Origin of the sequence: Nocardioides sp. GCM10028917, from assembly GCF_042666175.1 — a bacterium.
In the GTDB taxonomy this organism is placed as follows: Bacteria; Actinomycetota; Actinomycetes; order Propionibacteriales; family Nocardioidaceae; genus Nocardioides.
The window spans coordinates 582888-608241 of record NZ_JBHTFL010000003.1 but is presented as its reverse complement, the minus strand read 5'-3'; the positions used below and the strand labels follow the sequence as shown (position 1 = coordinate 608241).

General features: G+C 71.1%; 23 protein-coding genes. 11 read left to right on the top strand and 12 right to left on the bottom strand.

Annotated elements, in window-relative coordinates; all coding sequences use genetic code 11:
* The first annotated feature begins 98 nt into the window (after positions 1–98).
* Complete coding sequence (locus tag ACFQW6_RS06200) at positions 99–449, top strand: response regulator (protein WP_378542344.1); 351 nt, start codon at positions 99–101, stop codon at positions 447–449.
* 26 nt (positions 450–475) lie between these two features.
* On the top strand, positions 476–2206 hold the full coding sequence (locus ACFQW6_RS06195; protein ID WP_378542342.1) for an ATP-binding protein: 1731 nt from the start codon (positions 476–478) through the stop codon (positions 2204–2206).
* A gap of 34 nt (positions 2207–2240) precedes the next feature.
* Here ACFQW6_RS06195 and ACFQW6_RS06190 read toward each other — a convergent pair whose 3' ends face one another.
* Entirely contained in the window at positions 2241–3068 is an 828-nt protein-coding gene (locus tag ACFQW6_RS06190) for a sigma-70 family RNA polymerase sigma factor (RefSeq protein WP_378542340.1), read from the bottom strand.
* 188 nt (positions 3069–3256) lie between these two features.
* Here ACFQW6_RS06190 and pta point away from each other — a divergent pair, with 188 nt between their 5' ends.
* Both pta and ACFQW6_RS06180 read left to right on the top strand, forming a co-directional pair.
* On the top strand, positions 3257–5332 hold the full coding sequence (pta, locus tag ACFQW6_RS06185; RefSeq protein WP_378542338.1) for a phosphate acetyltransferase: 2076 nt from the start codon (positions 3257–3259) through the stop codon (positions 5330–5332).
* Positions 5329–6528, top strand: a complete 1200-nt coding sequence (locus ACFQW6_RS06180; protein ID WP_378542336.1) for an acetate/propionate family kinase — start codon at positions 5329–5331, stop codon at positions 6526–6528. The genes pta and ACFQW6_RS06180 overlap by 4 nt, the downstream gene beginning before the upstream one ends.
* A 119-nt stretch (positions 6529–6647) precedes the next feature.
* On the opposite strand, the gene ACFQW6_RS06175 is transcribed toward ACFQW6_RS06180, so the two are convergent.
* Positions 6648–6923: an HU family DNA-binding protein gene (locus ACFQW6_RS06175; RefSeq protein WP_191195978.1), complete on the bottom strand. Its 276-nt coding sequence runs from the start codon at positions 6921–6923 to the stop codon at positions 6648–6650.
* Positions 6924–7184: 261 nt separating this feature from the next.
* On the opposite strand from ACFQW6_RS06175, the gene ACFQW6_RS06170 reads away from it, so the two are divergent.
* The gene (locus ACFQW6_RS06170; protein ID WP_378542333.1) at positions 7185–8996 is read left to right on the top strand and encodes a histidine kinase N-terminal 7TM domain-containing protein; all 1812 of its coding nucleotides are present in this window, start codon (positions 7185–7187) and stop codon (positions 8994–8996) included.
* Here the strand turns inward: ACFQW6_RS06170 and ACFQW6_RS06165 are convergent.
* Entirely contained in the window at positions 8993–11680 is a 2688-nt protein-coding gene (locus tag ACFQW6_RS06165; protein WP_378542331.1) for a GNAT family N-acetyltransferase, read from the bottom strand. The genes ACFQW6_RS06170 and ACFQW6_RS06165 overlap by 4 nt on opposite strands.
* A gap of 163 nt (positions 11681–11843) precedes the next feature.
* Between ACFQW6_RS06165 and ACFQW6_RS06160 the strand changes: the two genes are divergently transcribed.
* Complete coding sequence (locus ACFQW6_RS06160; protein ID WP_378542329.1) at positions 11844–12518, top strand: GAF and ANTAR domain-containing protein; 675 nt, start codon at positions 11844–11846, stop codon at positions 12516–12518.
* Positions 12519–12655: 137 nt separating this feature from the next.
* Here the strand turns inward: ACFQW6_RS06160 and ACFQW6_RS06155 are convergent, their stop codons facing one another.
* A complete protein-coding gene (locus ACFQW6_RS06155; protein WP_378542327.1) occupies positions 12656–13366 on the bottom strand; it encodes a transporter substrate-binding domain-containing protein in 711 nt (236 codons plus the stop codon).
* 201 nt (positions 13367–13567) lie between these two features.
* Here ACFQW6_RS06155 and ACFQW6_RS06150 point away from each other — a divergent pair, with 201 nt between their 5' ends.
* Positions 13568–15427 (top strand): histidine kinase N-terminal 7TM domain-containing protein, encoded by a 1860-nt coding sequence (locus ACFQW6_RS06150; protein WP_378542325.1) that lies wholly within the window; start codon positions 13568–13570, stop codon positions 15425–15427.
* A 35-nt stretch (positions 15428–15462) separates the two neighbouring features.
* Here ACFQW6_RS06150 and ACFQW6_RS06145 read toward each other — a convergent pair whose 3' ends face one another.
* Together ACFQW6_RS06145 and ACFQW6_RS06140 are read right to left on the bottom strand one after the other, a co-directional pair.
* Entirely contained in the window at positions 15463–16164 is a 702-nt protein-coding gene (locus ACFQW6_RS06145; protein ID WP_378542323.1) for a GAF and ANTAR domain-containing protein, read from the bottom strand.
* Between the two features lie 4 nt (positions 16165–16168).
* Positions 16169–16897 (bottom strand): GAF and ANTAR domain-containing protein, encoded by a 729-nt coding sequence (locus tag ACFQW6_RS06140; RefSeq protein ID WP_378542321.1) that lies wholly within the window; start codon positions 16895–16897, stop codon positions 16169–16171.
* Between the two features lie 181 nt (positions 16898–17078).
* On the opposite strand from ACFQW6_RS06140, the gene ACFQW6_RS06135 reads away from it, so the two are divergent.
* The 4 genes from ACFQW6_RS06135 to ACFQW6_RS06120 all read left to right on the top strand — a co-directional run bounded on the left by ACFQW6_RS06135 (position 17079) and on the right by ACFQW6_RS06120 (position 19417).
* Positions 17079–17783, top strand: a complete 705-nt coding sequence (locus ACFQW6_RS06135) for a GAF and ANTAR domain-containing protein (RefSeq protein ID WP_378542319.1) — start codon at positions 17079–17081, stop codon at positions 17781–17783.
* Between the two features lie 105 nt (positions 17784–17888).
* On the top strand, positions 17889–18293 hold the full coding sequence (locus ACFQW6_RS06130) for a ChaB family protein (RefSeq protein ID WP_378542317.1): 405 nt from the start codon (positions 17889–17891) through the stop codon (positions 18291–18293).
* Positions 18294–18400: 107 nt separating this feature from the next.
* Positions 18401–18889: a DUF1269 domain-containing protein gene (locus ACFQW6_RS06125; RefSeq protein WP_378542315.1), complete on the top strand. Its 489-nt coding sequence runs from the start codon at positions 18401–18403 to the stop codon at positions 18887–18889.
* 39 nt (positions 18890–18928) lie between these two features.
* Positions 18929–19417, top strand: coding sequence for a hypothetical protein (locus ACFQW6_RS06120; RefSeq protein ID WP_378542313.1), 489 nt, complete (start codon positions 18929–18931; stop codon positions 19415–19417).
* A gap of 50 nt (positions 19418–19467) precedes the next feature.
* Here the strand turns inward: ACFQW6_RS06120 and ACFQW6_RS06115 are convergent, their stop codons facing one another.
* The 6 genes from ACFQW6_RS06115 to ACFQW6_RS06090 are packed head-to-tail and all read right to left on the bottom strand — an operon-like array spanning position 19468 to position 25270.
* On the bottom strand, positions 19468–19731 hold the full coding sequence (locus ACFQW6_RS06115; protein ID WP_378542311.1) for a GlsB/YeaQ/YmgE family stress response membrane protein: 264 nt from the start codon (positions 19729–19731) through the stop codon (positions 19468–19470).
* A 48-nt stretch (positions 19732–19779) separates the two neighbouring features.
* The gene (locus ACFQW6_RS06110) at positions 19780–21156 is read right to left on the bottom strand and encodes a glutamate decarboxylase (RefSeq protein ID WP_378542309.1); all 1377 of its coding nucleotides are present in this window, start codon (positions 21154–21156) and stop codon (positions 19780–19782) included.
* Positions 21153–21863: a hypothetical protein gene (locus ACFQW6_RS06105; protein ID WP_378542307.1), complete on the bottom strand. Its 711-nt coding sequence runs from the start codon at positions 21861–21863 to the stop codon at positions 21153–21155. Before ACFQW6_RS06105 ends, ACFQW6_RS06110 begins: the two co-directional genes overlap by 4 nt.
* A gap of 30 nt (positions 21864–21893) precedes the next feature.
* Positions 21894–22817: an HAD family hydrolase gene (locus ACFQW6_RS06100; protein ID WP_378542305.1), complete on the bottom strand. Its 924-nt coding sequence runs from the start codon at positions 22815–22817 to the stop codon at positions 21894–21896.
* A complete protein-coding gene (locus ACFQW6_RS06095; protein ID WP_378542303.1) occupies positions 22810–23769 on the bottom strand; it encodes a formylglycine-generating enzyme family protein in 960 nt (319 codons plus the stop codon). The genes ACFQW6_RS06100 and ACFQW6_RS06095 overlap by 8 nt, the downstream gene beginning before the upstream one ends.
* Before the next feature lies 1 nt (position 23770).
* Positions 23771–25270 carry an arylsulfatase gene (locus ACFQW6_RS06090; protein ID WP_378542301.1) on the bottom strand — a complete coding sequence of 500 codons (1500 nt, stop codon included), beginning with the start codon at positions 25268–25270 and terminating at the stop codon, positions 23771–23773.
* Positions 25271–25354 lie beyond the last annotated feature (84 nt).

The window sequence follows — 25354 nt, the reverse complement described above, 5'->3', positions numbered from 1 at the left end:
CTTCCGACCGATAGGTTCACACCGTGAGCTCAGCTGATGGGTCACTGCGCTTCCTCGTCGTCGATGACAACGAAGACATCCGCGACGTCCTGGTGCGGATGGTCGAGCGCCTGGGACACACGGCGTCGGTGGCCGCGGACGGCATGGAGGCGGTCGAGATCCTCGCTGAGCATCGCTTCGACTTCATGCTGCTGGACCTGACCATGCCACGGATGACTGGCGACGAGGTGGTCCGGTGGCTCAGGGCCCACCCGGATCGCGGTGAGGGACTGCGTGTCGTCGTGGTCAGCGCGTGGGTGGGCGAACAGCGAGGCCACCTGCAGGAGCTGGGCGTGCATGCGGTGCTGCCGAAACCCTTTCGGGCGCAGCAGCTGCGTGACCTCATCGGTGGGACCCTGCCGGTTCCGCCGTCCGCCGATGGTGCTGCTCGACAAGTGAGGAAACGGTGAATCAGCCGGACATCGAGGCTGTGTTCGTGGACGCCCTGCAGAACATCGCCGAAGGCGTGACAGAGCTCCTGGGCTTCGAGGTCGCCGCCATCAGCATCGCCCGCGACGACCACACCCTGGAGATGGTGGCGGTCGCCGGCAGCCCAGCTGCGCGCGACCAGCTGCTGGGTCGGCGCACGCCGATCGCGGACATCGAGCGAGAGCTCGTCACGGCCGAGGAGTGGGGCGATCTCCGGTTCGTCCCGCACGAACGGATGAGCATCGAGGTGGACGACCTGGGGTGGGTGTCAGATCTCGAACCCACCGACGACCCGGACGCCTGGCACCCGTTGGACCTGCTCCTCGCGCCGATCCACGACGAGCACCATCGATTTCGTGGGCTGTTGTCAGTGGACCTGCCGCACGACGGCAGGCGCCCGGACGCGGCGCAGCGGGAGCAGCTGCAGCGCTACGCCCGGCAGACCCGCCGCAGTGTCCTCACCGCTGTGGAGCGCGCGGAGCTCGCGGAGCGTGTGCGGCTGGCTGATGCCGCCCGCAAGATCGTCCGAGAGGTCAGCTCGGAGCTGTCCATCGGACGGATCGTGGAGCTCTGCCAGCCGGCGATCACCACGGGCTTCAGCGCCGTCGGCATGTGGCTCCAGACGTTCGACGCCACGGGCGGAGGAGCCGACGCGGTCTACGGCGCCACCGAGGGCGACATCCTCGTGCCGGACGAGTTCAAGGTGCTCGGCCGCGAGGCGGCCCACCTGCTGTGGTCGCGCCAGGAGGTGGCGGTGATCACCCTTGCCTCGGTGCCCGACATCGCGGGCCTCGTCCTGGACGAGGACCAGGTGCGGCGGCTCCATGACTTCATGGCCGAGACGCTCGAGGCATCCTCGATGCTCTTCGTCCCGATCGGCGCGGGCCTCGAGTGTCTGGGGAGCGTGGCCCTGACGCGACGCGGACCCGGCACCGACTGGAACGCGCTGGAGGGACGGACCGCGCTCGAGCTCGGTCATGACCTGGGACGCGCCCTGGTCAACGCTCGTACGTTCGAGCGTGAGCGGCAGCTGCTGCAGGAGCTCCGGGAGCTGGCCGGCTACAAGAGCCGGCTCATCGCCACGATCGCCCATGAGCTCAAGAATCCGTTGACGTCGCTCCTCGGTCACCTCGACCTGGTGGAGCTCGAGCCCGACCTGACCAGCTCGGTGACGGAGTCGACCCAGGCGATGGGACGAGCGGTCGATCGGATGCGCAGCATCGTGGACGACCTGCTCCTTCTCTCCCAGGTCGCCGACCCCAACGCTGCGCTCGACCCGGTGCCGGTCGACCTCACGGCCGTGGTCGACGAGGTGCTGGACCTGCTGGGTGTCACCGCCGACCAGAAGAGCCTGACCATCGTCCTGGACGTGCCGTCCACCCCGGTGTCCGCCTGGGGCGAGACCCACGAGCTGTTCCAGGTGTGTGCCAACCTCATCAGCAACGCCATGAGGTACACGCCCGGCGGGGGAACGATCACCATCGCGCTCGCCCCCATCGCCGACGGCGTCGAGATCGTGGTGGCCGACACGGGGATCGGCATCTCCGCCACGGACCAGCAGCGGCTGTTCGACGAGTTCTTCCGCTCCACCAATCCCGCGGCACTGTCCACGCCGGGCACCGGGCTGGGGCTGAGCATCGTCCACCGCATCGTCGAGCGGCACCACGGTCGGATCGCGGTCGAGTCGGAGCTCGGCTCCGGAACGACGTTCACGGTCACCCTGCCGGCAGCGCCCTAGGGACTCTCGGCCACCGCCTGGGCGGTCGGTCCGCTCACGCAGCGGTCGGGGGCTCCGAGAGGTCCGAGCGCAGCCGGCCCAGGATGCGGGTGAGGGTCCGCGACACCTGCGCCTGCGTCAGGCCGACGAGGTCGGCGATCTCCTGCTGGGTCCGCTCGTCCTCGAAGCGCCAGCGCAGGATCAGGCGCTCCCGGTCGGACAGGCGACTGACCGCGTTGTCGAGCACCAGCTTGGCCTCGAGGGTCGCGAGCTCCCGATCCTCGTGGCCCAGCACGTCGGCGATGGTCCCGCGCTCCTGCTCGTCGCCCCTGCTGTCGAGCGAAGCCGGACGGAAGCAGCCGTCGGCCGCGAGCGCCTCGACGACCTCGTCGACCTCGACGCCGAGGTGAGCGGCGATCTCGGACGGGCGGGGCGAACCTCCCAGCAGCGCCTCGAGCTCGTGCTGGGCGTCCCTGATCCGGGCCTGCATCTGCTGCACCCGGCGGGGGACGCGGACCATCCAGCCGGAGTCGCGGAAGTGGCGGCGCAGCTCGCCGCGCACGGTCGGGACGGCGTACGACAGGAAGTCATGCCCGGCGGCGGGGTCGAAGCGGCGGGCCGCCTTGACCAGGCCGACGAGCGCGACCTGCTCGAGGTCGTCGAGGTCGATGCCGCGGTTGCGGTAGCGGGCGGCCATCGAGCGCGCCACGGCGACGTTGGTCTCGATGAGCTCGTCCACCAGCTCGAGGCGCCGCGACTCGGAGGTCCCGGCGCGCAGCTCGTCGACGATCGAGGCCGTGCGGCTGGCCCGCTTCTCGCGCTCGCCCGCCGTGCGGCGGTCGCCGAGGTGGGCAGGGACTGAGGGTGTCGTGAGGGTGTCCACGATCTGCTCCTTCCGGGCTGGGGGGCGGTGTGGTCGTCGCCCCGGTCTGGGCGTGCACTGATCGTCGCCGGAGCGGAGGACGCGTGGACAGCCGAAATGCGAAACGTTGGACAAACCATCGACAACTGTTGCCCGGTCCGGGATCGGGGCGGGTCACGGAGCCCGGTCCCGGCCGCTAGGGTCGGGCCATGGCACGCAGCGTCTACGTGGCCGGCGTCGAGGGATTCACCGGCAAGTCCGCGGTCGCGCTCGGCGTGCTCGAGCAGCTGTCGCGTCGCGTGGCGCGGGTCGCCGTCTTCCGCCCGGTGGTCCGCGCCGAGGCGTCCACCGGTGACGTCCACGACTACGTCCTCGACCTGCTGGTCTCGCACGACGCGGTCCCGTTGTCGTACGACGAGTGCGCCGGCGTCAGCTACGACGACGTGCACGCCGACCCGGACGGCGCGATGGACCGCATCGTCGCCCGCTTCCACCAGGTCGCCGAGCAGAGCGACGCCGTGGTCATCGTCGGCAGCGACTACACCGACGTCGGCGCCCCGGCGGAGTTCGCCTTCAACGCCCGGGTCGCGGCCAACCTCGGCGCGCCCGTCCTGCTGGTGCTCAACGGCCAGGGCAGGGGAGTCGACCAGCTCCGCGCGACGGCGGCGATGGCGCAGGCCGAGCTCGCCGCCAACCACGCGACGCTCTTCGCCGTGATCGCCAACCGCGTCGATCCCGAGGCGACCGACCGGACCGCGACGGCGCTGCGCCGCGAGGGCGTGCCCGCCTTCGCCCTGCCCGAGCAGCCGCTCCTCAGCGCTCCCTCGGTGGGCGACCTGATGGCGGCCTGCGACGGCCGCCTCGTGCGGGGCGACGAGGCCCAGCTCGCGCGCGAGGTCCCGGGACTGGTGGTCGCCGCGATGACGCTGCCCAACGTGCTCGACCGGCTCTTCGACGGCGCGCTCGTCGTCACGCCCGGCGACCGTCCAGAGGTGGTCCTCGGCGTCCTCACCGCCCACCAGTCGGCCAGCTTCCCGCAGATCTCCGGCATCGTGCTCAACGGCGGGCTCGACCTCCCGGAACAGGTGGACCGGCTCCTCGACGGGCTCGAGGTGGCGCTGCCGATCATCGCCACCGACCTCGGCACCCACGCCACCTCGACGACGCTGACCAACCGTCGTGGTCGCCTCGACAAGGACTCCCCGCGCAAGATCGCGACGGCGCTGACGCTCTTCGCCGAGCACGTCGACGGCGACGAGCTGATGGGCGGCCTCGAGGTGGCGCGCACCTCGGTCGTCACGCCGCTGATGTTCGAGCACAAGGTCCTCGACGACGCGATCGCCGACCGTCGCCACATCGTGCTGCCGGAGGGGGAGGAGGAGCGGATCCTGCGCGCCGCCGACGTCCTGCTCCGCCGCAACGTCGCCGACCTGACGCTGCTCGGCGACCCGATGATCGTCCGGACGAAGGCCGCCCACCTCGGCATCGACGTGTCGGGTGCGCGCCTGCTCAGCCCGTTCGACGAGGAGCTGCGGGAGAGGTTCGCGCAGGAGTACCACCAGCGGCGCGCCCACAAGGGCATCGACCTCGAGGCGGCCCGCGACATCGTGGTCGACGTGTCGTACTTCGGCACGATGATGGTCGAGCTCGGCCTCGCCGACGGGATGGTGTCGGGGTCGGTGCACACCACCGCCCACACCATCCGGCCCGCCCTCGAGATCATCCGCACGGTGCCTGAGGTGTCGGTGGTCTCGTCGGTCTTCTTCATGTGCCTGAAGGACCAGGTGCTCGTCTACGGCGACTGCGCCGTCAACCCCGACCCCACCGCCACCCAGCTCGCGGACATCGCGGTCGCGTCGGCCCGCACCGCCGCGGCGTTCGGGGTCGAGCCGCGCGTGGCGATGCTGTCGTACTCCACCGGCACCTCCGGCAGCGGCACCGACGTCGAGAAGGTCACCCAGGCGACGGCGATGGTCCGCGAGCGCGCGCCGGACCTGCTCGTCGAGGGTCCGATCCAGTACGACGCCGCGATCGACGTCGCGGTCGCGCGGACCAAGCTGCCCGACTCCGCCGTCGCCGGGCGGGCGACGGTCTTCGTCTTCCCCGACCTCAACACGGGCAACAACACCTACAAGGCGGTGCAGCGGTCGGCCGGGGCGCTGGCGGTCGGTCCCGTCCTGCAGGGCCTCCGCAAGCCGGTCAACGACCTCTCGCGCGGCGCCCTGGTGCGCGACATCGTGAACACGGTGGCGATCACCGCGATCCAGGCCCAGGACCGGTCATGACGGATCGGGTGCTGGTCCTCAACGCCGGGTCGTCGTCGCTGAAGTACCGCCTGCTCGACGGCAGCACCGGTGCCGCCGAGGCGTCCGGGGCGGTGGAGCGGATCGGCGAGGACACGGGCACCCTGACGCACACCGTGGGCGGTGAGGAGCACACGGAGGAGCGGCGCATCGCGGACTTCGAGGACGCCCTGCGCTCGGCGCTCGACGCCTTCGACCGGCACGGTCCCGCGATCGACACGAGCGGGCTGGCGGCGGTGGGGCACCGCGTCGTTCACGGCGGCGACCTCTTCTCCGAGCCGGCGCTCGTCGACGACCGGCTGCTCGCCACGGTCGAGGACCTCGTGCCGCTCGCCCCGCTGCACAACCCGGCGAACCTGGAGGGCCTCCGCGTCGCCCGACGGCTCTTCCCCGACGTGCCGCAGGTCGCGGTCTTCGACACGGCGTTCCACCAGACGATGCCCGAGCACGCCTACACCTACGCCGTGCCGCTGGCCTGGCGCGAGGAGCACCGGATCCGCCGCTACGGCTTCCACGGCACGTCGTACGCCTTCGTGTCCCGGCGCGCCGCCGAGCTGCTCGACCGTCCGGTCGAGGACACCAACCTCGTCGTGCTGCACCTCGGCAACGGCGCGTCCGCCGCCGCGGTGCGGGGTGGTCGCTCGGTCGACACGTCGATGGGGCTGACCCCGCTCGAGGGGCTGGTGATGGGGACGCGCTCCGGCGACCTCGACCCGGCGATCCACGGCCACCTGCACCGCGAGCTCGGCTGGTCGCTGGACGAGATCGACCGGGCCCTCTACCGCGAGTCGGGCCTGCGCGGCCTCTCCGGGGTCAACGACTTCCGCGAGGTGACCCGACGCGCAGCCGCCGGCGACGAGGCGGCCGGGCTCGCCTTCGACGTCTACGCCTACCGCGTCCGCAAGTACGTCGGCGCCTACTTCGCCGCGCTCGGCGAGCTGCACGCCGTCGTCTTCACGGGGGGCGTGGGCCAGCACAGCGCCCAGCTCAGGGCCGCTGCGCTCGGCGGTCTGTCCCGGCTCGGGATCGTGCTGGACGCGCAGCGCAACGAGGCCGTGGCGACGGACGCCCGCGCGGTCTCGGCCGACGGGTCCGCGGTCGCCGTCCTCGTCGTCCCCACCGACGAGGAGTGGGAGATCGCCCGCCAGGCGCTCGAGGTCGTGCGCGCGTCGCGCTAGCAGCCGCCTCGGTGGTCGAGGACGGACGCGTTGCCGAGCGCGCAGCTCACGGCAGCCGAATGCTGGTCAGTCGCAATCTCCGGATGCCGCGAGCCGCGCGGCTCGTCATGACGAGATGGTCAGCCGTTGACGGCGTTCTTGAACGCGGCAGCCGGCTTGAACGCCGGTGCCTTGCTGGCGGCGATCTCCATCGTCTCGCCGGTCTGCGGGTTGCGGCCCGTGCGGGCAGAACGCTCGCGGGACTCGAAGGTCCCGAAACCCGGGACGGTGACCTTGTCACCGCCGGCGACAGCGGTGGTGATCGAGGTGATGACGGCCTCGAGGGCCTTGTCGGCCTGGGCGTTGCTCAGCTCGGCGTGCGAGGCGATGGCGTCGCGGAGTTCAGTCTTGTTCACGTGCAGCTCCTGCTCGTTGGGTCTTGGACAGCGGCCATTCAACATCGCCGCTCGGCATCGGTGCGCGTTGCCCCAACCCCAAGGGGTGAATGGCGATGGCGGTGTCCACCCCAATTGTGGGGAAGGGTCGGGCGGCGCGCGCGCCTCGGCAGCGGCGCGTCGTGACAATGACGGAATCAGCGGCCAGGTGCTCCACCTGGGGGTAGCGTGGCCTGGACGGTCGAGAACTGTGCCGCTGGAGGGGACGGAAAGGAACTCGGCGTGCTGACGTCCTTCGCCACCATCATGGCGACGGCCGGGCTGTGCCTGGCCTGCTTGGCGGCCTATGTCGCCTACCGCAGGGACGCGCGCATGGGGTGGAGCCTGGCCGTCCTGCTCCTGGCGGGGGCGTGGTGGGGCGTCGCCTACGCGGTCGAGCTCGGGGTCGCCGACATCGGGCTGAAGAGCAGGTGGGGCGACCTCAAGTACCTCGGCATCATCGCCCTGGCGCCGGCGTGGCTGACGTTCGTGCTGCAGTACGTCGGTCGGGAACGGTGGGTGACCTGGCGCCTGCTCGGTGTCCTGGCCGTCGTGCCCGTCGTGACCACGCTGCTGCTCGCTGTCCCTGCCACCCACGACCTGCTCAGGTCCTACCCGCCGTCAGCGGGTGGCGAGCCGCCGGAGGTCGAAGCGGGTCCGCTCTTCGATGCCTTCTTCGCCTACAACTACCTCCTCCTGGTCTCAGCGACCGCGCTGTTCGTCGCCAGGATCGGGCGCCTCGCCCGGAGCTACCGCCGCATGGCGGTGGTGCTGGTCGCTGCCGCTGTGGTGCCCCTGGCCGTCAACGCCCTGTACAACCTCAACGTCGGCTGGTTCGCCTCGGTCGATCTGACACCTTTCGCCTTCACCCTCACCGGAGCCGTCCTGGTCTGGGGACTCTTCCACGAGCGGCTCGTGGACCTCACCCCGCTCGCTCGTGGAGCCGTGCTCGAGAAGATGTCGGACGCCGTCTACGTCACCGACCCCTTCGGGCGCATCGTCGACCTCAATCCAGCAGCGGAGCACCTGGTCGGGACCAGCCGCACGGCCCTGCTGGGACGACACCTGGACGACGTGGTGGCTCCGGACGCCTCTGAGGCAGGGACGACCGAGCTGACCCTGCCGGGGGCCGATGGCGTTCCGCGACGGCGGACCTTCGACATCGCCCGCGAGCAGCTCGCCGACGTGACGGGTCGGCCGGCAGGCGTGGTGGTGGTGCTCCACGAGATCACCCAACGCGTGCAGGACCGGCAGCGTCTCGAGCGGGTCCTGGAGGACCAGTCCCGGGTCGCCTCCGCCCTGCAGGCCAGCATGGTGCCACCGAGGCTCCCCGACATCGCCGGCATCGAGCTCGCCAAGGAGTACCTGCCTGCGGGGGACGGCCGAGAGGTCGGTGGTGACTTCCTGGACGTGTTCGACCTGGGGGAGCAGACGTGGGCCTTCGTCCTCGGCGACGTCAGCGGAAAGGGAGCCGAGGCAGCGACGGTGAGCGCGGCCACGAGGTACACCTTGCGCGCCCTCGCGGCTGCCCAGAGCCTCCCCAGCGACACCGTGCGCAAGGTGAACACCAGCCTGCTGAGCCAGACCGACATCGAGCGCCACTGCACGCTCGTCTACGGCCAGCTGCGCCCCGACCCAGAAGGGACGACCGTCGTCTTCACCCTTGCCGGGCACCATCCTCCGATCGTGCTGCGCACCACGGGGGAGGTCGAGGAGGTCGGCACGCTGGGCACCGCGTTGGCGCTGTTCGACGAGCCCGACCTCCACGACACCACGGTGCGCCTGGCGCCGGGAGACCTGCTGTGCATCTTCACCGACGGACTGGTGGAAGCACGACGCGGACGCGAGATGTTCGGGGGTGAGCGCGTCGCCGCGCTGCTCAACCGCTCGGTCGACCGGCCCGCCGCCGAGCTCTCGGCGCTCCTCGTCGACGCGGTCCACGACTTCCACGGCGACCAGCTCGCTGACGACCTCGCCGTCCTGGTCGTTAAGAACTCGGAGCGGCAGCAGCCCCCGCCACTGGCGATGGCGAGCGCGAGGTGCGCCAGCAGCTAGGAGCGCAGCCGGCGGGGGATGCCGGTGTCGAGCTCGGGGGGCTCCGCGATGCGGAGCTTCACGTCGACGCAGAAGAGGCCGTGCGCGTTGACGACCACGGGCTCGAGGGTGAGGTCGGAGACGTGGGGCACGTCCGCGGCCAGCCGGCCCACCGACGACACCAGCGCCTCGAGGGGAGCCAGGTCGACCTCCTCGAGGCCGTGCTCGCCGACCAGCTGGGGCCACAGCCGCAGTGCCCGCACCGCGCGAGCCGCGTCGGCGACCCCGACGGGCGGCAGCAGCAGCACCTCGTCGGCCCAGCTGCCGACCGGTCCCGCAGCCCCGCCGGCGACCCGGACGAGCGGGCCGAGCTGCGGGTCGCGGACCAGGCCGACTGACGCGAGGTGGCCGAGCACCAACGGCTGGACCAGCACGTCGACCCGGTCGCGCCCGAGCTCCTCGGCGAAGCGTCGTACGGCGTCGCCGACGTCGCTGCCGGTGCGCAGGTCGATCCGCACCAGGCCGCGGTCGGACTTGTGCAGCACCGTCGGGTCGGCCACCTTGACGGCCACCGGGTAGCCGATCTCAGACGCCGCCGCCTCCGCCTCGTCAGGCCCGCCGGCGAGACGGCCGACGAGGTGGATGCCGTAGGGCGCCAGCAGCTCGGCCTGCGCGGACGGCGCCAACCACTCCGGCTCCCCGTGCCGGGCAGCCAGCCGCGATCGCGCCCAGGTGCGGGCGTGCACGCCTCGGGTGCCGAGCTCGACCTCCGGCCGGTCGGCCGGCACCCGTCGCCACGCGGCGTAGCGCATGGCCCGGCCCAGCGCCCCGATCGCCGCATCGGTCGTGCGGTAGACGGTCACCCCCGGGAGGCCACGGGCCGCGTCGAAGGCAGCGCCCGGGGCGACCAGCAGCAGGGGTACGCCGGCGCCTGTCGGTCGTGCCCGGGCGACGGCGTCGAAGAGTGCGTCGCGGTCGGTCAGTCGGTTGGCCACGAGCACCACCAGGACGGCGTCGGCCTCGCCGGCGTCGAGCACCGCGCGGAGCGCGGCGGTGAGCTCCGCGGGAGTGACGTCGGCTCCGAGGTCCACCGGGTTGCGCACGTCGACGGCGCCCGGCACGGCCGCCCGCAGGGCGGCGCCCAGGTCGTACGACGTCGGCGCGACGACCATGCCCTGGCCGTCGGCACGGTCGGTCGTGAGGGCGCCGACGCCACCGGTGTTGGAGACGATGCACACCCGGAGCCCAGCGGGCAGCGGCTGCTGCACGAGGAGCAGCGCGGTCTCGGCCAGCTCGGCGCCGGTGCGGCAGGCGATCACCCCGGCCTGGTCGAGCAGGGCGTCGACGCCGACACCGACGGTCGAGGAGGCCGACGGGTCCTGCCGGGCGCGAGAACGACCACCCACCACGGCCAGCAGCGGCTTCTGCTCGGCGAACCGCCGAGCGGTGCGCGCGAACTTCAGTGCGTTGCCGAACGACTCGAGGTAGAGCGCGCCTGCCGCGACCGACTCGTCGTCCATCCATGCCGCGAGGAGGTCGTTGCTCGACACGTCGACCTTGTCGCCGAGGGAGACGAAGGCCTGGATGCCGAGGCCGACGTCGCGGGCGAGGTCGAGCAGCGCGAAGCCCATGCCACCCGACTGGGACGCGACGGCGAGGCCGCCCACCTCGGGCACGTCGTGGAGGAGCGTCGCGTTGAGGCCGGCGCCGTTGGCCAGCACGCCCTGCGAGTTGGGGCCGACCAGACGAAGGCTGTTCGCCCGGGCGAGGGCGAGCAGCTCCTGGCGCCGCTCGTCGCTGCCGTTGCCCGAGAAGCCGGACGAGATGACGACCGCCGCCCCGGCTCCGTTGGCGGCGGCGTCCCGCAGCACGTGGGCGACCTCGTCGGCCGGCACCGCGACGACGACGAGGTCGACCGGACCGTCGAGGTCGGCGAGGCTGCGGACGGTCGGCAGCCCGTCGATCACGTCGGCCTCCGGGTGCACCACGTGCACCGCGCCGGCGTAGGCGGAGCTGCGGATCGCGTCGAGGACGCCGTGGCCGAAGCCGCCCGCCGACCGGCGTACGCCGACCACGGCGACGCTCGCCGGGTGCAGCAACGGGCGGAGCGACCGCGCGGCGGCGCGCCACTCTCGCTGGTCGGCCGCCTCGACCGCCTCACGCGAGGCGTCGGTGCGCAGCTCGACCTCCACCTCGCCCGCGACCGTGCGGCGGGTGGCGCCGAACCCGGCTGCGCGGAAGACGCGGAGCATGCCGTAGTTGTCACCGAGGACCTCCGCCTCGAAGCGGCTGACGCCGTGCCGCCGGCCGAGCGCGGCCAGGTGCTCGAGGAGCAGGCTGCCCAGGCCCCGGCCACGGTCCTCGTCAGCGACCAGGAACGCGACCTCGGCGGCGTCGGGGGAGAGCAGCTCCGCGGTCGCCAGGCCGGCGACCCGGCCACGCACGAGCGCCACGAGGGCCGCCGACGCGGTGTTGTCGGGGGCGAAGAGGTGGTCGACGTAGAGCCGACCGGCCTCCCGGCTGGGGGAGAAGAAGCGAAGCCGCAGCGTGTCCACCGACACCGACTCGTGCAGCCCCAGCACGGCGTCGCGGTCGTCCTCGCGCAACGACCGGATCACTGCGACGGTCCCGTCGGCCAGCAGCACGTCCGCCGGCTCGGCGCGCCAGTCCCGGGGCGCGAGGGTCGGCGTCGTCTGGTCGGTCACGTCCCCAACGTGCCAGAGCGGAGGACGACCTGCCAGCGTCAGGGACCGCGGATCCGGGTCCGCTCGAGGCATGGATGCCGCGGCGTTGGGTAACGGGGCTCGTGGCTCCGATGCGCAGCGTGCGCACACCCCGCGGTGGACGGAGCCGTTGGGAGGGTCCCTGGTGGACGACCTGTCTGACCGCGCGATGGTGATGGCCACGCGGATCGCCGACTCCGTGTCCGGCAAGGACCTCGACGACACGCTGCAGTCCCTCACCCGGGCGGCAGTGGAGATGCTGCCGGGCGTGGACGAGGCGACGATCAGCATCCGGCACGAGAGCGGGTCCCTGCGGTCCTACGGCCTGACCGCGGACTTCCTGGAGGACCTCGACCGCTGGCAGTACGACCAGGAGGAGGGGCCCTGCTACGACGGCGTCACCGACAATGCCTTCACGGTGTGCGGTGACCTCCGCAGCGATCCGCGCTACCCGAGCTACGGGCCGCGTGCCGTGGCGGCCGGCATCCGGTCGCAGGCCGGCCTGCGCATCTTCGAGTCCATGCGCACCGTGGGCGGCCTCAACATCTACTCCCGGTCGCCCGGAGCCCTCGCCGACGTCGCGTTCATGGTGGAGCTCTTCTCGGAGCACGCGCGCACCGCGCTCGCCTACGCCACCCAGATCGACGGGCTGCGCGACTCGATCGCGGCTCGCCAGGTGATCGGGCAGGCCGTGGGCATCGTGATGGAGCGCTTCGACCTCTCCGAGGACCGCGCCTTCGCCTTCCTCGCGCGCCTGTCCAGCCACCGCAACGTCAAGCTCCGCGTCGTCGCGCAAGAGCTCATCGACGACCGCGACTGACGTCGATAAAGGCCGGCGGGCCGCGGGTCCGGAAGGGCACGCCGAAGGGTTCCACCCGCGAACTCACGCCGAAGGTCGGCGCGATCGTCACCGACCGGCTCTCGTCCGTGCACCCCGAGCCTCGACCGGTCAGCTGCTCAGGCTGGTGGCGCCACCGTTGCCGCGACCCCGCTCCGCGCGAGCTCGTCGCTGACGAAGCCGGAGGCCTTGAGCTCCTCGACGAACGACGCCACGGCTGTGACGTCGTCGGGGTCGAGCGCGCGGGGCAGGCCGACCGACTGCGGGATCTCCATGAAGGCGGGCTCGAGGATGCGTCGGCCGGTGGCCGCGACGTAGTCCTCCATCGGCCGACGCACGCCCGCCGCGGCATCGAGTCCCTGCTCCTCGAACACGTCGGTCGCCTCGGCGGCGCGGACGACCTCCGCGTGCTCCAGCGAGCGGGTGAGGAAGAGGTCGTACGCCGACCCCTCGCGCACGCCGACGCGGATGCCGTCGCGGTCCACCTCCGCCGAGGACTGCAGCGGGGAGCTCGCGTCCGTGACGTAGACGCCCTCGATCAGCACGTAGGGAGCGGTGAAGGCGACGCCCTCCTCGCGCTCCGGCTCGTTGGCCAGGAAGCACAGGTCGACACGACCGTCGCGGATGGCGGCGTACGCCTCGCGGGCCGCGTCGACGCACACCAGGTCGAGCGGGACTCCCAGCCAGTCCGCGACGGCGTGGGCGATGGCGACCGTGACGCCCTGCGGCTCGTCGTGGGTGCCCTGGGCGAGCACCGGGTTGCCGAGGTTGATGACGACGCGGAGGGTGCCGGTCGGTGCGACGCGGTCGGTGGGTGGGGTGGGTGACATGGGAGCTCCTCGGTCGGGACAGGACGGGGACAGACGGTGCTCGCCGAGTCGTTCGAGCGGATCAACCGATCCAACCCCATCGGCACGTCGCGCTGACGGCGCGGCCCTCGGCACCTCACCCCAAGGAGGCACGAACGCGCCCGAACACCTGACGCGGTGCGACGCTGCGGCTAGCGTGGAGTACCGGCCACGCGACGGCGCGTGGACGAGCCCGAGCGCGGGAGGTTTCGGGTGCTGACGTTGCTCGCGACCCTGATGGCGGGCGCCGGACTGGTGCTGGCCGCGCTGGCGGCGTACGTCGCCTGGCGTCGAGGCACGGCCATGGGCTGGAGCCTCGCGGTGATGCTCGTCGCCGTGGCGTGGTGGGGGACCGCGTACGCCGTGGAGCTCTCCGCCGACTCGTGGGCGGTCAGGAGCAGGTGGGGCGACCTCAAGTACGTCGGCATCGTCACGCTCGCGCCCGCCTGGCTGGTCTTCGTGCTCCAGTACACCGGCCGCGGCCGGCTGGTCACCCGTCGCCTGGTGGCCTTGCTGGCCATCCCGCCGGCGGCTGCGCTGGCAGTCCTCGCGGTGCCGGCCACGCACGACCTGGTGCGCTCCTACTCCGGGACACCCGGCGCGCACGAGCTGCCCCACGTCGAGACGGGGCCGGTGTTCTGGGCGATCTTCGCCTACAACAACCTGCTGCTCGTCGGCGCCACCGTGCTCTTCGTCGCCAGCATGGTGCGGCTGGCCCGGACCTACCGCCGCATGTCCGTGGTGCTGCTGTGCTCGGCCCTGCTGCCCTGGGCCGCGAACATCCTGCACAACCTCGAGGTCGGCTGGTTCACCCTCATCGACCTGACGCCGTTCGCGTTCACCGTCACCGGCGGGCTGCTCGTGTGGGGGCTGTTCGAGGAGCGCCTGGTCGACCTTGCTCCGCTGGCCCGCAGCGCCGTGGTCGAGAGCATGGCCGACGCCGTGTTCGTCCTCGATGCGTTCGAGCGGGTCGTCGACGTCAACCCGGCCGCCGTCGCACTCTCCGGCAGGACCAGGGGGCAGCTCATCGGCAGGCGCGTGAGCGACCTGATGGACACCTCGGAGATCGTGGAGGTCGGCCCGAGCGGGTTGGTGCTGGCCGACGGCGCAGGAGGCCAGCGCACCTTCGACGTCAGCCAGCAGCCGCTCACCGACATCGCGGGTCGTACGGCGGGGGAGCTCGTCGTGCTCCGCGAGGTGACCGATCGGGTCCGCGACCAGCAACACCTCCAGCAGGTCCTGGACGACCGGTCCCGGGTCGCCGCCACCCTGCAGGCCAGCATGGTGCCGACGAGGCTGCCGGTGGTCCCGGGGTGCGAGGTCGCCAGCCGCTACGTCCCGGCGGGCGACGGCGGCGAGATCGGCGGCGACTTCCTCGACGTCTTCCCGCTGGACGAGGGGACGTGGGCCTTCGTGCTCGGCGACGTCAGTGGCAAGGGCGCCGAGGCGGCCGCGGTCAGTGCGGCCACCCGCTACACGCTGCGCGCCCTCGCGGGCCCGTTCCTGTCGCCCGCGTCGACGCTCCGTGAGGTCAATGCCGTGCTGCAGGCGCAGACGGAGTCCGAACGGCACTGCACGCTCGTGCACGGGCACCTCCGGCCACCTCACGAGCACGACGCCCCCGGGGCACCGCTGCGCATGGTCATCTCCCTCGCGGGCCACCACTGGCCGCTCGTCCTGCGGGCGGACGGCGAGGTCGAGGAGGTCGGCACGCTGGGCACCGCCCTCGCGCTCTTCGACGACCCCGAGCTGCACGACGCCGAGATCGAGCTCGCGCCGGGCGAGGTGCTGTGCGTCTTCACGGACGGCCTGGTGGAGGCGCGTCGCGGGCGGGACCAGTTCGGCTCCGAGCGGGTCGCCGAGCTGCTGCACACGTATCGCGACCTCTCCGCCGACGCGATGGCTGGAGCCGTGCTCGACGCCGTCCGCGCCTTCCACGGCGAGGAGCTCGGCGACGACCTCGCGATGCTCCTGGTCAGGTACGACGGCGCGCGCGACGTCCGCGGCGGGGACCGCGCGTACAGGCTTCTCGAGACGTCCTGACCTCTTGACCGTGGCTGCCCCTCGGGCTGCCGGCCTCAGGGTCGTCGGGTGACGATCGCGTCGAGGATGTCGCGCGCCACCTGCGACAGTGGTCGCGCGGTCTGGTCGCTGACCTGGACGAGACGAGTGAACGCCTCGTCCATCTCGAGGTTGTCGGTCTGGGCCAGCACGCCCTTCGCCCGCTCGATGGTCACCCGGCCCTGCAGGGCAGTGCGGAGCCGCTGCGCGATGGTGTCGAGGTCGTCGGCCATGGGCGACTGCATCAGCACCAGCGTCGAGATGTCGGCGAAGGCCTGCGCGAGGTCCATCTCGTCGTCGCTCAGGGTCCTGGAGGACCAGAAGATGTTCAGCCCGCCGATGACGCTGTCGTGCCAGCGCATGGGAGAGGCCAGCACCGTCGTGAACCCCGCGGCGGCCATCGCGCGGGCGAAGTCGGGCCACTTGCGCGAGAGCTCGGCTTCGCCGGTGAGGGCGACGCTCTCGCCCGTGTCGATCGTCTCCACGCACGGGCCGTGGTGGACCTGGGCCTGGTAGAGCTCGAGCTCGGTTGCCTTGTGGGAGGTCGCTGCCATCAGCTCGAGGCCGCGGTCCACGCGGACGAGGACCGCGGCCGCGTCGGCGTCGAGGAACCGGAGGCAGTCGGCGAGCAGCACGTGCACCGTGCTCGCGCCGTCGACCCCCTGGATCATGGCCGCGTTGGCCGCCGCGAACGCGGCTCCGCTGGTGGTCGGTCTCATGGCGTCAGTCTCCCTCCACGTCGAAGTTCGAGAAGTTGATGCTCCTGGAGACGACGCGCTCCGCGACGTCGTCGATGTCGGTCGCGAGTGCGTAGGCATGCCCGCGCAGCAGCGCCAGCGCGTCGTCGGGCGTGACCCGGACCTGCGCCATCACCATCCCGGTCGCTTGGTGGACCAGGCTGCGCGAGCTCCACCCGTCTCCCGACTGCAGGGGTCCCTCCGGATGCCCCGCGGCATCGGTCACCAGGGCGGCGCCGATCGCGTTGGCCAGGAAGACCACGCGGTCATCCGGCTCGGCAAGCGGCTGGCGGTGACCGTTGTGGAGCGTCGCGACCCCGCCCAACCCGCCGTTGGCGTGCACGGGGACGGCGTACACCGTGAGCGGGCCGTACCTCGACTGGAGGGTCTGGGCCAGCATCGGCCACCGCTGGTCGGCCTCCCCGTCGAGATGCGCCACGACCACCACGTCGTGTGTGGCCGCCTCGTAGCCGGGGCCCTGTCCGAGGACCTCCTGGAGGCTCTCCAGGGCGGCGGCGACGTCGTTGCTGGCGCACAGCGTGACGCGGTTGTCCGACAGGTACTCCAGCGTGATGGCGACCCCGTCGGCGCCCAGCATCAGACGCATGGCCTCTCCCAGCCGCCAGGTCTGGGCCCGGTCGGTGGGCAGAGTCGCCAAGGTCGATGCGAGCTCCGAGAGGAGTCGCCCACGCTCGGTCAGGGGAAGGTCGCTCAACTCGTCCCCGTCCTTCCCGCATCCGCTTCCGACACGACCGACTCTACGCCTGCCACCGCTGGTACGGCATCGCGGAGCGCGGGCGGGGGGGGGGGGGTAGGCTCGACGTGGCTCGAGCAGAGGGCCAGACCTCGGACGGTGCGGCATCCGTGCTGCAGCCTGACCCGAACGCAGGTGAGCGATGGACACGTCCCCGGACTTCGCCGTGGCGGAGGGACTGGCTCGTGCCAGTGCCCTGATGAACACCTCGCGCAGCTTCCAGGGCACCCTGGACGCGATCGTGCAGGCCACTCGCACCTCCCTGCCGGAGTTCGGCCACGTCAGCATCTCCGTCAAGAACCGTCAGGGCACCTTCGAGACCGAGGCGGGGACCGACCGGCTGGTCTGGGAGCTCGACGGCGTCCAGTACGACCTGGGCGAGGGGCCGTGCGTGGAGGCGGTGGAGGACGAGCCGGTCGTGGTGGTCGAGCACCTCCGACACGAGCAGCGGTGGCCGCGCTACGTCCCTGCGGCCGTCGAGCGAGGAGTGCGCAGCCAGGTGGCCGTCCGGCTCTTCACCGACAACCAGCACGTCGCGGGCCTCAACCTCTACTCCACCGAGCGCGACGACGTAGACGTGAGCTCGACGGAGACGGCGCGGCTCTTCGCCACCCACGCGGCGATCACCCTCGGTCATGCCCAGCAGGAGGACCAGCTCCACCAGGCCCTGCACACCCGCAAGACCATCGGCCAGGCCATCGGCATCCTGATGGAGCGTTACCGCATCGACGCCGACCGGGCGTTCCAGTTCCTCATCCGGGCATCCTCGACCAGCAACGTCAAGCTCCGCGACGTCGCTGAGGAGGTCGTCACGTCCAGCATCGAGCGCTACCGCACTGGCCCCTGACCGCCGGGCCAGCGCTTCAGCCGTGCCCCGGTGGGTGGGCGGATGAGTCGCGCCGGTCCGGGTACGGATACGTCACGCACCGGACCGACCACCTGAGGAGGCCTCATGCCCGGCAAGCAGGAGCTGCCGTCGACGTTGGAGCGTTCGTCGAAGAAGGCGCAGCGCACGTGGATCAAGGCGCACGACTCGGCGGTGGAGGAGTACGGCGAGGGTGAACGTGCCCACCGCACCGCCTTCGCAGCCCTCAAGCACTCCTTCGAGAAGGTGGGCGACCGCTGGGAGGCCAAGGACGAGAAGGGGCCCTCGGACAAGCAGGCCGCGAGGTCCGGCGCCGCAGCGCGGAAGGGTGGGACGACCTCGGAGGGCGTCGACGCGAACGCGACGAAGGCTCACCTGATGGAGGTGGCGAAGCGGCTCGACGTCTCCGGACGGTCCCGCATGAACAAGGACGAGCTGGTCGAGGCCATCAAGAAGGCCAACCGCAAGGAGACTCGCGAGAGCCGCAGGTGACCGTCGGCGGGGTGCACTCCCCGCGCGATTCACCCTCGCCGGGGGAGCCGTCTCGGAGCTCGGCGGATGACGATCGTCGTACTCTGCCCACACGAAAGGGACCACCCATGGGAACGCTCACCGTCTGGAAGTTCGACACCACCGACGGCGCCGACAAGGCGACTGACCTCCTCAAGGACATGGCGGCCCAGCGCCTGCTCACGATCCACGACGCGGCCACTGTCAGGTGGGAGGAGGGCAAGAAGAAGCCCCAGACCAGGCAGCTCAACAACCTCGCCGGTGCCGGAGCGCTCGGCGGTGCGTTCTGGGGCATGCTCTTCGGGCTGATCTTCTTCGTCCCGTTGCTCGGCCTGGCGATCGGCGCGGCTTCGGGGGCGCTGGCAGGGTCGCTGTCCGACGTCGGCATCGACGACAAGTTCATCAACCGCATCCGAGAACAGGTCACCCCGGGCACCTCGGCCCTGTTCATCATGACCTCCGACGTCGTGGTCGACCGCGTGCACGAGGCGTTCGCCGACGCGCGACCGGAGCTGATCTTCACCAACCTCAGCGACGAGCAGGAGCGCGCGATCCGTGAGGTCTTCTCGGAGGCCTGAGCGCTGCCCGTCAGTGCCACACCGTCAGGGCCGGTCCTCGTGCCGGCCCTGACGGTGTGGTGCTACAGCACGCCGCTCGGCGCCACGGCCGGGTCGGTACGGCTCCGGCGCCTGGAGGAGGCCCAGGCCCTCGAGGTGATCGACGCCATCACCGTCTCCTGGGCGCCCGGCGCGCACCGGCCACGCGTCACGCGGTTGTGGCCGCCGCCGGAGGTGATCACCCGCGAGCCCTCGGTCCTCGTCGCGCTGCTCCGCACCGCGATCGGTGCCTCGCACAGCGGTGATCCGCTTCCTCCTGATGTCGCAGACCGGCTCGCCGCGACCGGCCTGGACCCGGCGCTGCTCGAAGCGGTCACCGAGCGACTCGTCCGCGGCACGTCGGCGCTGCTGGTGCTGTCCGGGGCCGCCGACCTCTCCGTCGTGGTCCCGGCCGTGAGGCAGCGCATCGTCAGCGGCGACGTCACCCTGCTGCGGGCGGACCTTCCCGACGACGGACCGGCGCTCCTCCGCACGGCCGTCGGTCTCTGACCGCCGGCTCGACCGCTGACGACGTCAGGGGTCCACCGCGCGTCGCGCGGTCAGGCGGTGCTGCGGCGCTTGTCGTGCCAGCCCCAGGCCAGGGTGAGGAGCAGGGCCCCGACGAACGAGCCGATCAGGCCGCTGGGGCGGAGCTCGAGACCGTCACCGGCGAGCAGGCTCACCAGCAGGCCGCCCACGAAGGAGCCGATCAGGCCGGTCAGGATGGCGAGCGTCCAGTTGACGTCGCGCATCGACTGGCCGAGCACCATCTGTGCCAGGCCGCCGGCGATCATGCCGAACAGGATGATGGCGAGGATCAACATGGGGCGAGCCTAGTGGTTCGCGGGCACTTCCCGCACTGCGTCGTCACGTCAGTACCCGGTGCCCATCTTGGTCTGCTCGCGTTCGGTCGGGTGGGCTCCGCCCTTCTCGTCGAGGGTGGCGCACGCGTCGGCGATGTCGCGGCTGAGTCGTTCGACCTGCTCGCGGCTCATGGTCTCCTTCACGAGCGCACGCATGATCTTCACCCGTTCGGCGTTCGGGGGGAGCGTGTACGCCGGCACCATCCAGCCGCGCTCGGCGGACAGCTGCCACGCGATGTCGGACTCGTCGTACGTCGTGTGCTCGCCCGAGAGCCGGAAGGCCACCAGCGGCAGCTGCTCCTCATCGGCGCCGATCACCTCGAACCGGCCGCTGTCGCGCAGGTTGGACGCCAGCGCCTGGGCGTTCTGCTGCATCTGCTTCATCACGTAGGTGTAGCCGTCGCGTCCCAGCCGGACGAAGTTGTAGTACTGCGCCAGCACCATCGAGGCGCCTGTCGAGAAGTTCAGCGTGAAGGTGGCGTCCGTCTTGCCGAGGTAGTTCTCGTAGAAGACCAGGTCCTGGGCGAGGTCGGACTCCTCACGGAAGACCAGCCAGCCGATGCCGGGGTAGACGAGTCCGTACTTGTGTCCCGAGACGTTGATGGAGCGCACCTGCTCGAGGCGGAAGTCCCAGCGTGAGTCGGGGTAGAGGAACGGCCACACGAACCCGCCGCTGGCGCCGTCGACGTGGAGCGGGATGTCGAGGTCTCGTCGGTTCCGGATGTCGAGCAGCAGGTCGTTGATGCCGACGATGTCGTCCATGTGGCCGGTGAAGGTGGTGCCCAGGACGCCGACGACGCCGATGGTGTTCTCGTCGAGGTGCGGCTCGACGTCCTCGGGGCCGATCGTGTACTTGCTTTCCTCGAGCGGGACGATGCGCGGCTCGACGTCGAAGTAGCGGCAGAACTTCTCCCACACGACGTGGACGTCCCCTCCGAACACGAGGTTGGGCCTGTCGGTGGGCAGGTTCGCGGCCTGACGACGCTCCTTCCACTTCCACTTCAGGGAGAGTGCCCCGAGCATGATCGCCTCGGACGACCCCTGGGTGCGGCAGCCCGTCGTGGGACCCGGGGCGTTGAAGAGGTCGGCCAGCATCCGGACGCACCGTTGTTCGATCTCCGCCGAGATCGGGTACTCCGCGTGGTCGATGAAGTTGCGGTGCAGGTTCTCGGCGATGATCCGCTGCGCCTCCGGCTCCATCCACGTCGTTACGAACGTGGCGAGGTTGCGCTGTGGATCGCCCTCGAGGTTGAGGTCCTCGCTCACCAGTCGGAGGGCGTCGGTCGGGCGCATCCCGCTCTGCGGGAAGGCCGTCGACGGGACGCGTTCGGTCAGGAACCGGTTGCCGAAGAGACTCTCGGCTGCTGTCTGGCTCAGGGAGGTCATGGGGTGTGCTGCACCACCGTTCGTGTCGTAGTTGGCTTGTCGAAGAGTTGGACCGCCCCACCGATCGCGAAGCAGACGGCGCCGGCGAAGGTGCCCCAGTTGACGAGTCCGGCGTCGAGGGCGGCGGAGGTCGCCGGCCGGACGAAGGCGGCCAGCCCGGCGAGGAAGAACAGGACGGAGCCGAGCTGGTTGACCGCCACCACCCACCACGAGAGCGCATGGACGTGCACCCCGACGTGACCCCCGCCGACCTCGAGCATCGCGAGGTGCCCGGAGACGAGGAAGCAGATGCAGCCGAGGATGTCCGGGAACCAGATCCAGCCGTCGGACTGGCGGGGGGTGAGCCCCTCCGCGAAGGCCGCGACGAGGCTGACCGCGAACAGGAGCGTCCCGACGAACAGCACGGCCGCGCTCAGCCAGTCCCGCCGCTGCGGCTGGTAGCCCCACCACCGGATCGCTGCGTTTGTGGGGTCGTCGTCGCGGACGACGCCGTTGACCGCGAGCAGGACCGACGCGTAGCCGCCCAGGCTGAAGAAGAAGCCCCCCACCAGGTAGGTGATGTTGACCGTCAGCAGGGCGACCTCCCCGACCTGCGCGAGGACCGCGCCCACGGCGAAGAGGCTGCCGCCGATGGTGAACGCCACGGCCGCGACGGAGTTGATCGTCGTGAGTCGTGCCGACTCGGCCGTGGCCGTCGGTCGTGTCATCACCCCACCCGTCGCATCGATGTCGACCGCCTAGCGCTCGGAAGTCACGGACGGGAAGACGGTCTCCCAGTCGGTCGCCATGCTGACCACCGTCCACCCCAGCCGAGCGCCGACCTCGGTGATCGGCTCGGGCTCGGCGAACGTCTCAGCGCGGCTCACGTAGGCGAACTCGCGCTCCGCGTCGTCGTGGTCGATCAGCAGGGCGAGGGTGGGACCCGGGCCGGACGCCGCCCACTCCAACATCTCGCGGTCGCCCCCGGAGTTTCCGGCGACGAGGATCGGGCGGCGGCCCAGCTGGCTCTGGATGTTGCTCACCTTGGCCTCGCCCTCGTTGGCTGCGGCGGCCGGGCGACCGGTCCTGAGCAGACGGGGTGCCCCGTCCTCGCCCCGGACGAGCTCGTAGCCGATCAACGTCCCGACGACTGCCTCGGGAGGCACGCCGTACAGCTGCTGGCTGACCGCCCGCACGAACTCGGTCCCGCCGCCCGTGACGATGGTGACAGTGACGTCCCGGCGCCGGAGCTCGTCGATCAGCTCGAGCATCGGTAGGTAGACGTTGCGGAGCAGTGGACGGCCGAGCGTCGGGTGCTGGGCGTCCGACATGAACGCGCGGACCCGGCTGGTGAACTCCTCGGGTGAGATGCCCTGGCACAGGCTGGTCAGGGCCAGGGCGATGCGTTCCAGGCCGAGCTCGCCCATCGCGGCCGCGTCGTTTCCCAGGAGCGCGTCGAACTCGGGCGTGTGCACGAAGTCGGGCTCGGACGCCCTGGACCTCAACGCGTCGACGAAGAAGTCGAGCTGGACGTAGCTCGGGCGCTCGCACCACAGGGTGCCGTCGTTGTCGAGGCACGCGACCCGCTCCTCCGTCGGCACGTCGAGGACGTCGTCGAGGAACGCGACGAGCGCATCACGGGTGGGCCCGGGACGCCAGGAGGGGAGCAGGTCGTCAGGCATGGTCGGTCCTCTCGGGTGCGGCTGCGGGTGCGGCTTCGGGTCGCCGCACACAGCGGAAGCCGACGTGGCTCATGCCGGTGTCGATGGGTTGGGGTCGCCGTGCCGCGGGCCGGTACCGCAGGCAGTACGTGTCGGCGCACAGGTGGGAGCCGCCCTTGATGACCTTGCGGCCGACGCGGAACTGCGGTTGTGCCGGGTCGTAGCTCGCCTGGAGGTCGCCACCGCGCGGGTTCTCCGGCGCGCAGCACGGCGAGCCGGCGTCGTCGGGGTGTCGGCTCGTCCACCAGTCGTCCGTCCACTCCCAGACGTTGCCGGCCATGTCGAAGAGCCCGTAGCCGTTGGCCGGGAAGCTGCCGACCGGCGCGGTGCGCAGGAACCCGCTCTCGCCGGAGCTGCGCCACGGGAAGTCGGGACCGTCCCAGGTGTTGGCCATCAGCCTTCCCCCGGGCCGGGCGTCCTGACCCCAGGTGTACGCCGTCCCGTCGAGGCCGCCGCGGGCGGCGTACTCCCACTCGGCCTCGGTCGGCAGCGACGCCCCCACCCAGGCCGCGTACGCCAGTGCGTCCTCGTGGGCGACGTGCACCACGGGATGGTCGAGCAGCTGGTCGATGGAGCTCTTCGGTCCGCGCGGGTGCCGCCAGCTGGCGCCGGGTTTCCAGCGCCACCACTGGCTGAGGTGGCGCAGGTCCACCGGACCGCGGGTGGGGACGAACACCATCGAGCCCGGCTGGAGGCTCTCGGCCGGCGCGTCCGGGAAGTCGGCTGGGTCGGGGTCTCGCTCGGCCACCGTCACGTACCCCGTCTCGGCCACGAACGCTGCGAACTCGGCGTTCGTCACCGTGGTCGCGTCGATCGAGAACGCGTCGACGCGCACGCGGTGGGTCGGTGCCTCCTCGGGGTAGTGGTCGTCGGACCCCATCGCGAAGACCCCGCCTGGGAGCTCCACGGCCATCTCAGCTGCTGCCAACGCCGGCCTTGAGCTTCTCGAGCACCCGGTCGATGCTGAAGCTGGGTGGTTCCTGCCGGGCCGGGAACTCGGCCAGGGACGAGATCATCCGGGAGACGTACACCTGTGCCGGGATCGGCAGCCAGGCGTGGTCCAGGCACCAGTCGTAGTAGGTGTTGGACGTGATGTCGGCGCGCTCGTAGGGGTCGGTGCGGAGGTTGAACATCTTCGGCACCCGCAGCTCGGTGAACGGTTCGGCCCACACCCGCAGCGTCCCGGTCGCGCGCTGCTCGAGGAAGACCAGCTTCCAGTTGTCGTACCTCAGGGCGGTGAGGTCGCCGTCGTCGGAGACGTAGAAGAAGTGCTTGCGCGGGCTCTCGTCCACCGCCCCGGTGATGTAGTCCAGCTGGTTGTGCCCGTCGAGGTGCACCTTGTACGTCGCCCCGCCAAGATCGGTGCCCTCCTTCAACCGGTCCGCGACGTCGGTGTCACCGGCCGCGGCGAGGAGGGTGACGAACCAGTCGTTGTGGCTGACGATCCCGTTCAGCACCGTGCCCGCCGGGATCCGTCCGGGCCACCGCACCACCGCCGGCACCCGGTACGCGCCCTCCCAGTTCGAGTTCTTCTCGCTCCGGAACGGCGTCATGCCGGCATCGGGCCAGGAGTTCATGTGGGGACCGTTGTCGGTCGAGTACATGACGATCGTGTCCTCGGCCAGCCCGTTGTCGTCGAGGAACGCCAGGACGTCGCCGACCAGGTCGTCGTGGTCGCACATCGTGTCGTGGTACGCCGACTGCCACCGACCGGCCCGGCCGCGGCTGCCGTCCTTGACGTGGGTGCGGAAGTGCATGTGCGTGGTGTTCAGCCACACGAAGAACGGCGTGTCGTCCGCCTTGGCGTCGGTCATGAAGCGCAGCGCCTCGGGGACGACCTCGTCGTCGATGGTCTTCATCCGCTCCTTGGTGAGCGGGCCCGTGTCCTCGATCCGCTGACCACCGTCCCCGTCGGCCCACGAGTGGATGACGCCGCGCGGACCGAAGTTCTTGCGGAAGTCGGGGAAGTCCTCCTCGGGCGGGTAGTCGTCGAGCTCGGGCTCCTCCTCGGCGTTGAGGTGGTAGAGGTTGCCGAAGAACTCGTCGAAGCCGTGCATGGTCGGGAGGAACTCGTCACGGTCGCCGAAGTGGTTCTTGCCGAACTGCCCCGTGGCGTAGCCGAGGGCCTTCAAGGCCGTCGCGATCGTGGGGTCCTCGGCCCTCAGCCCGACGTCCATGCCCGGCATGCCGACCTTGGTGAGGCCGGTCCGGTACGGGTTCTGGCCGGTGATGAACGCCGCGCGACCCGCGGTGCAGCTCTGCTCGCCGTAGTAGTCGGTGAAGCGCACCCCCTCGTCCGCGATGCGGTCGATGTGGGGAGTCCGGTAGCCCATCAACCCGTCGCTGTAGCAGCTCAGGTTGCTCACCCCGATGTCGTCCCCGAAGATGATCAGGATGTTCGGCCTGTCCGCCATGTGTGGTGCTCCTTCGTGGGACTCGTCGAGACGTCCAACGTCGGCGACCCGACGGCGGCGTGCCTCACCCGGGAAGGGTGACTT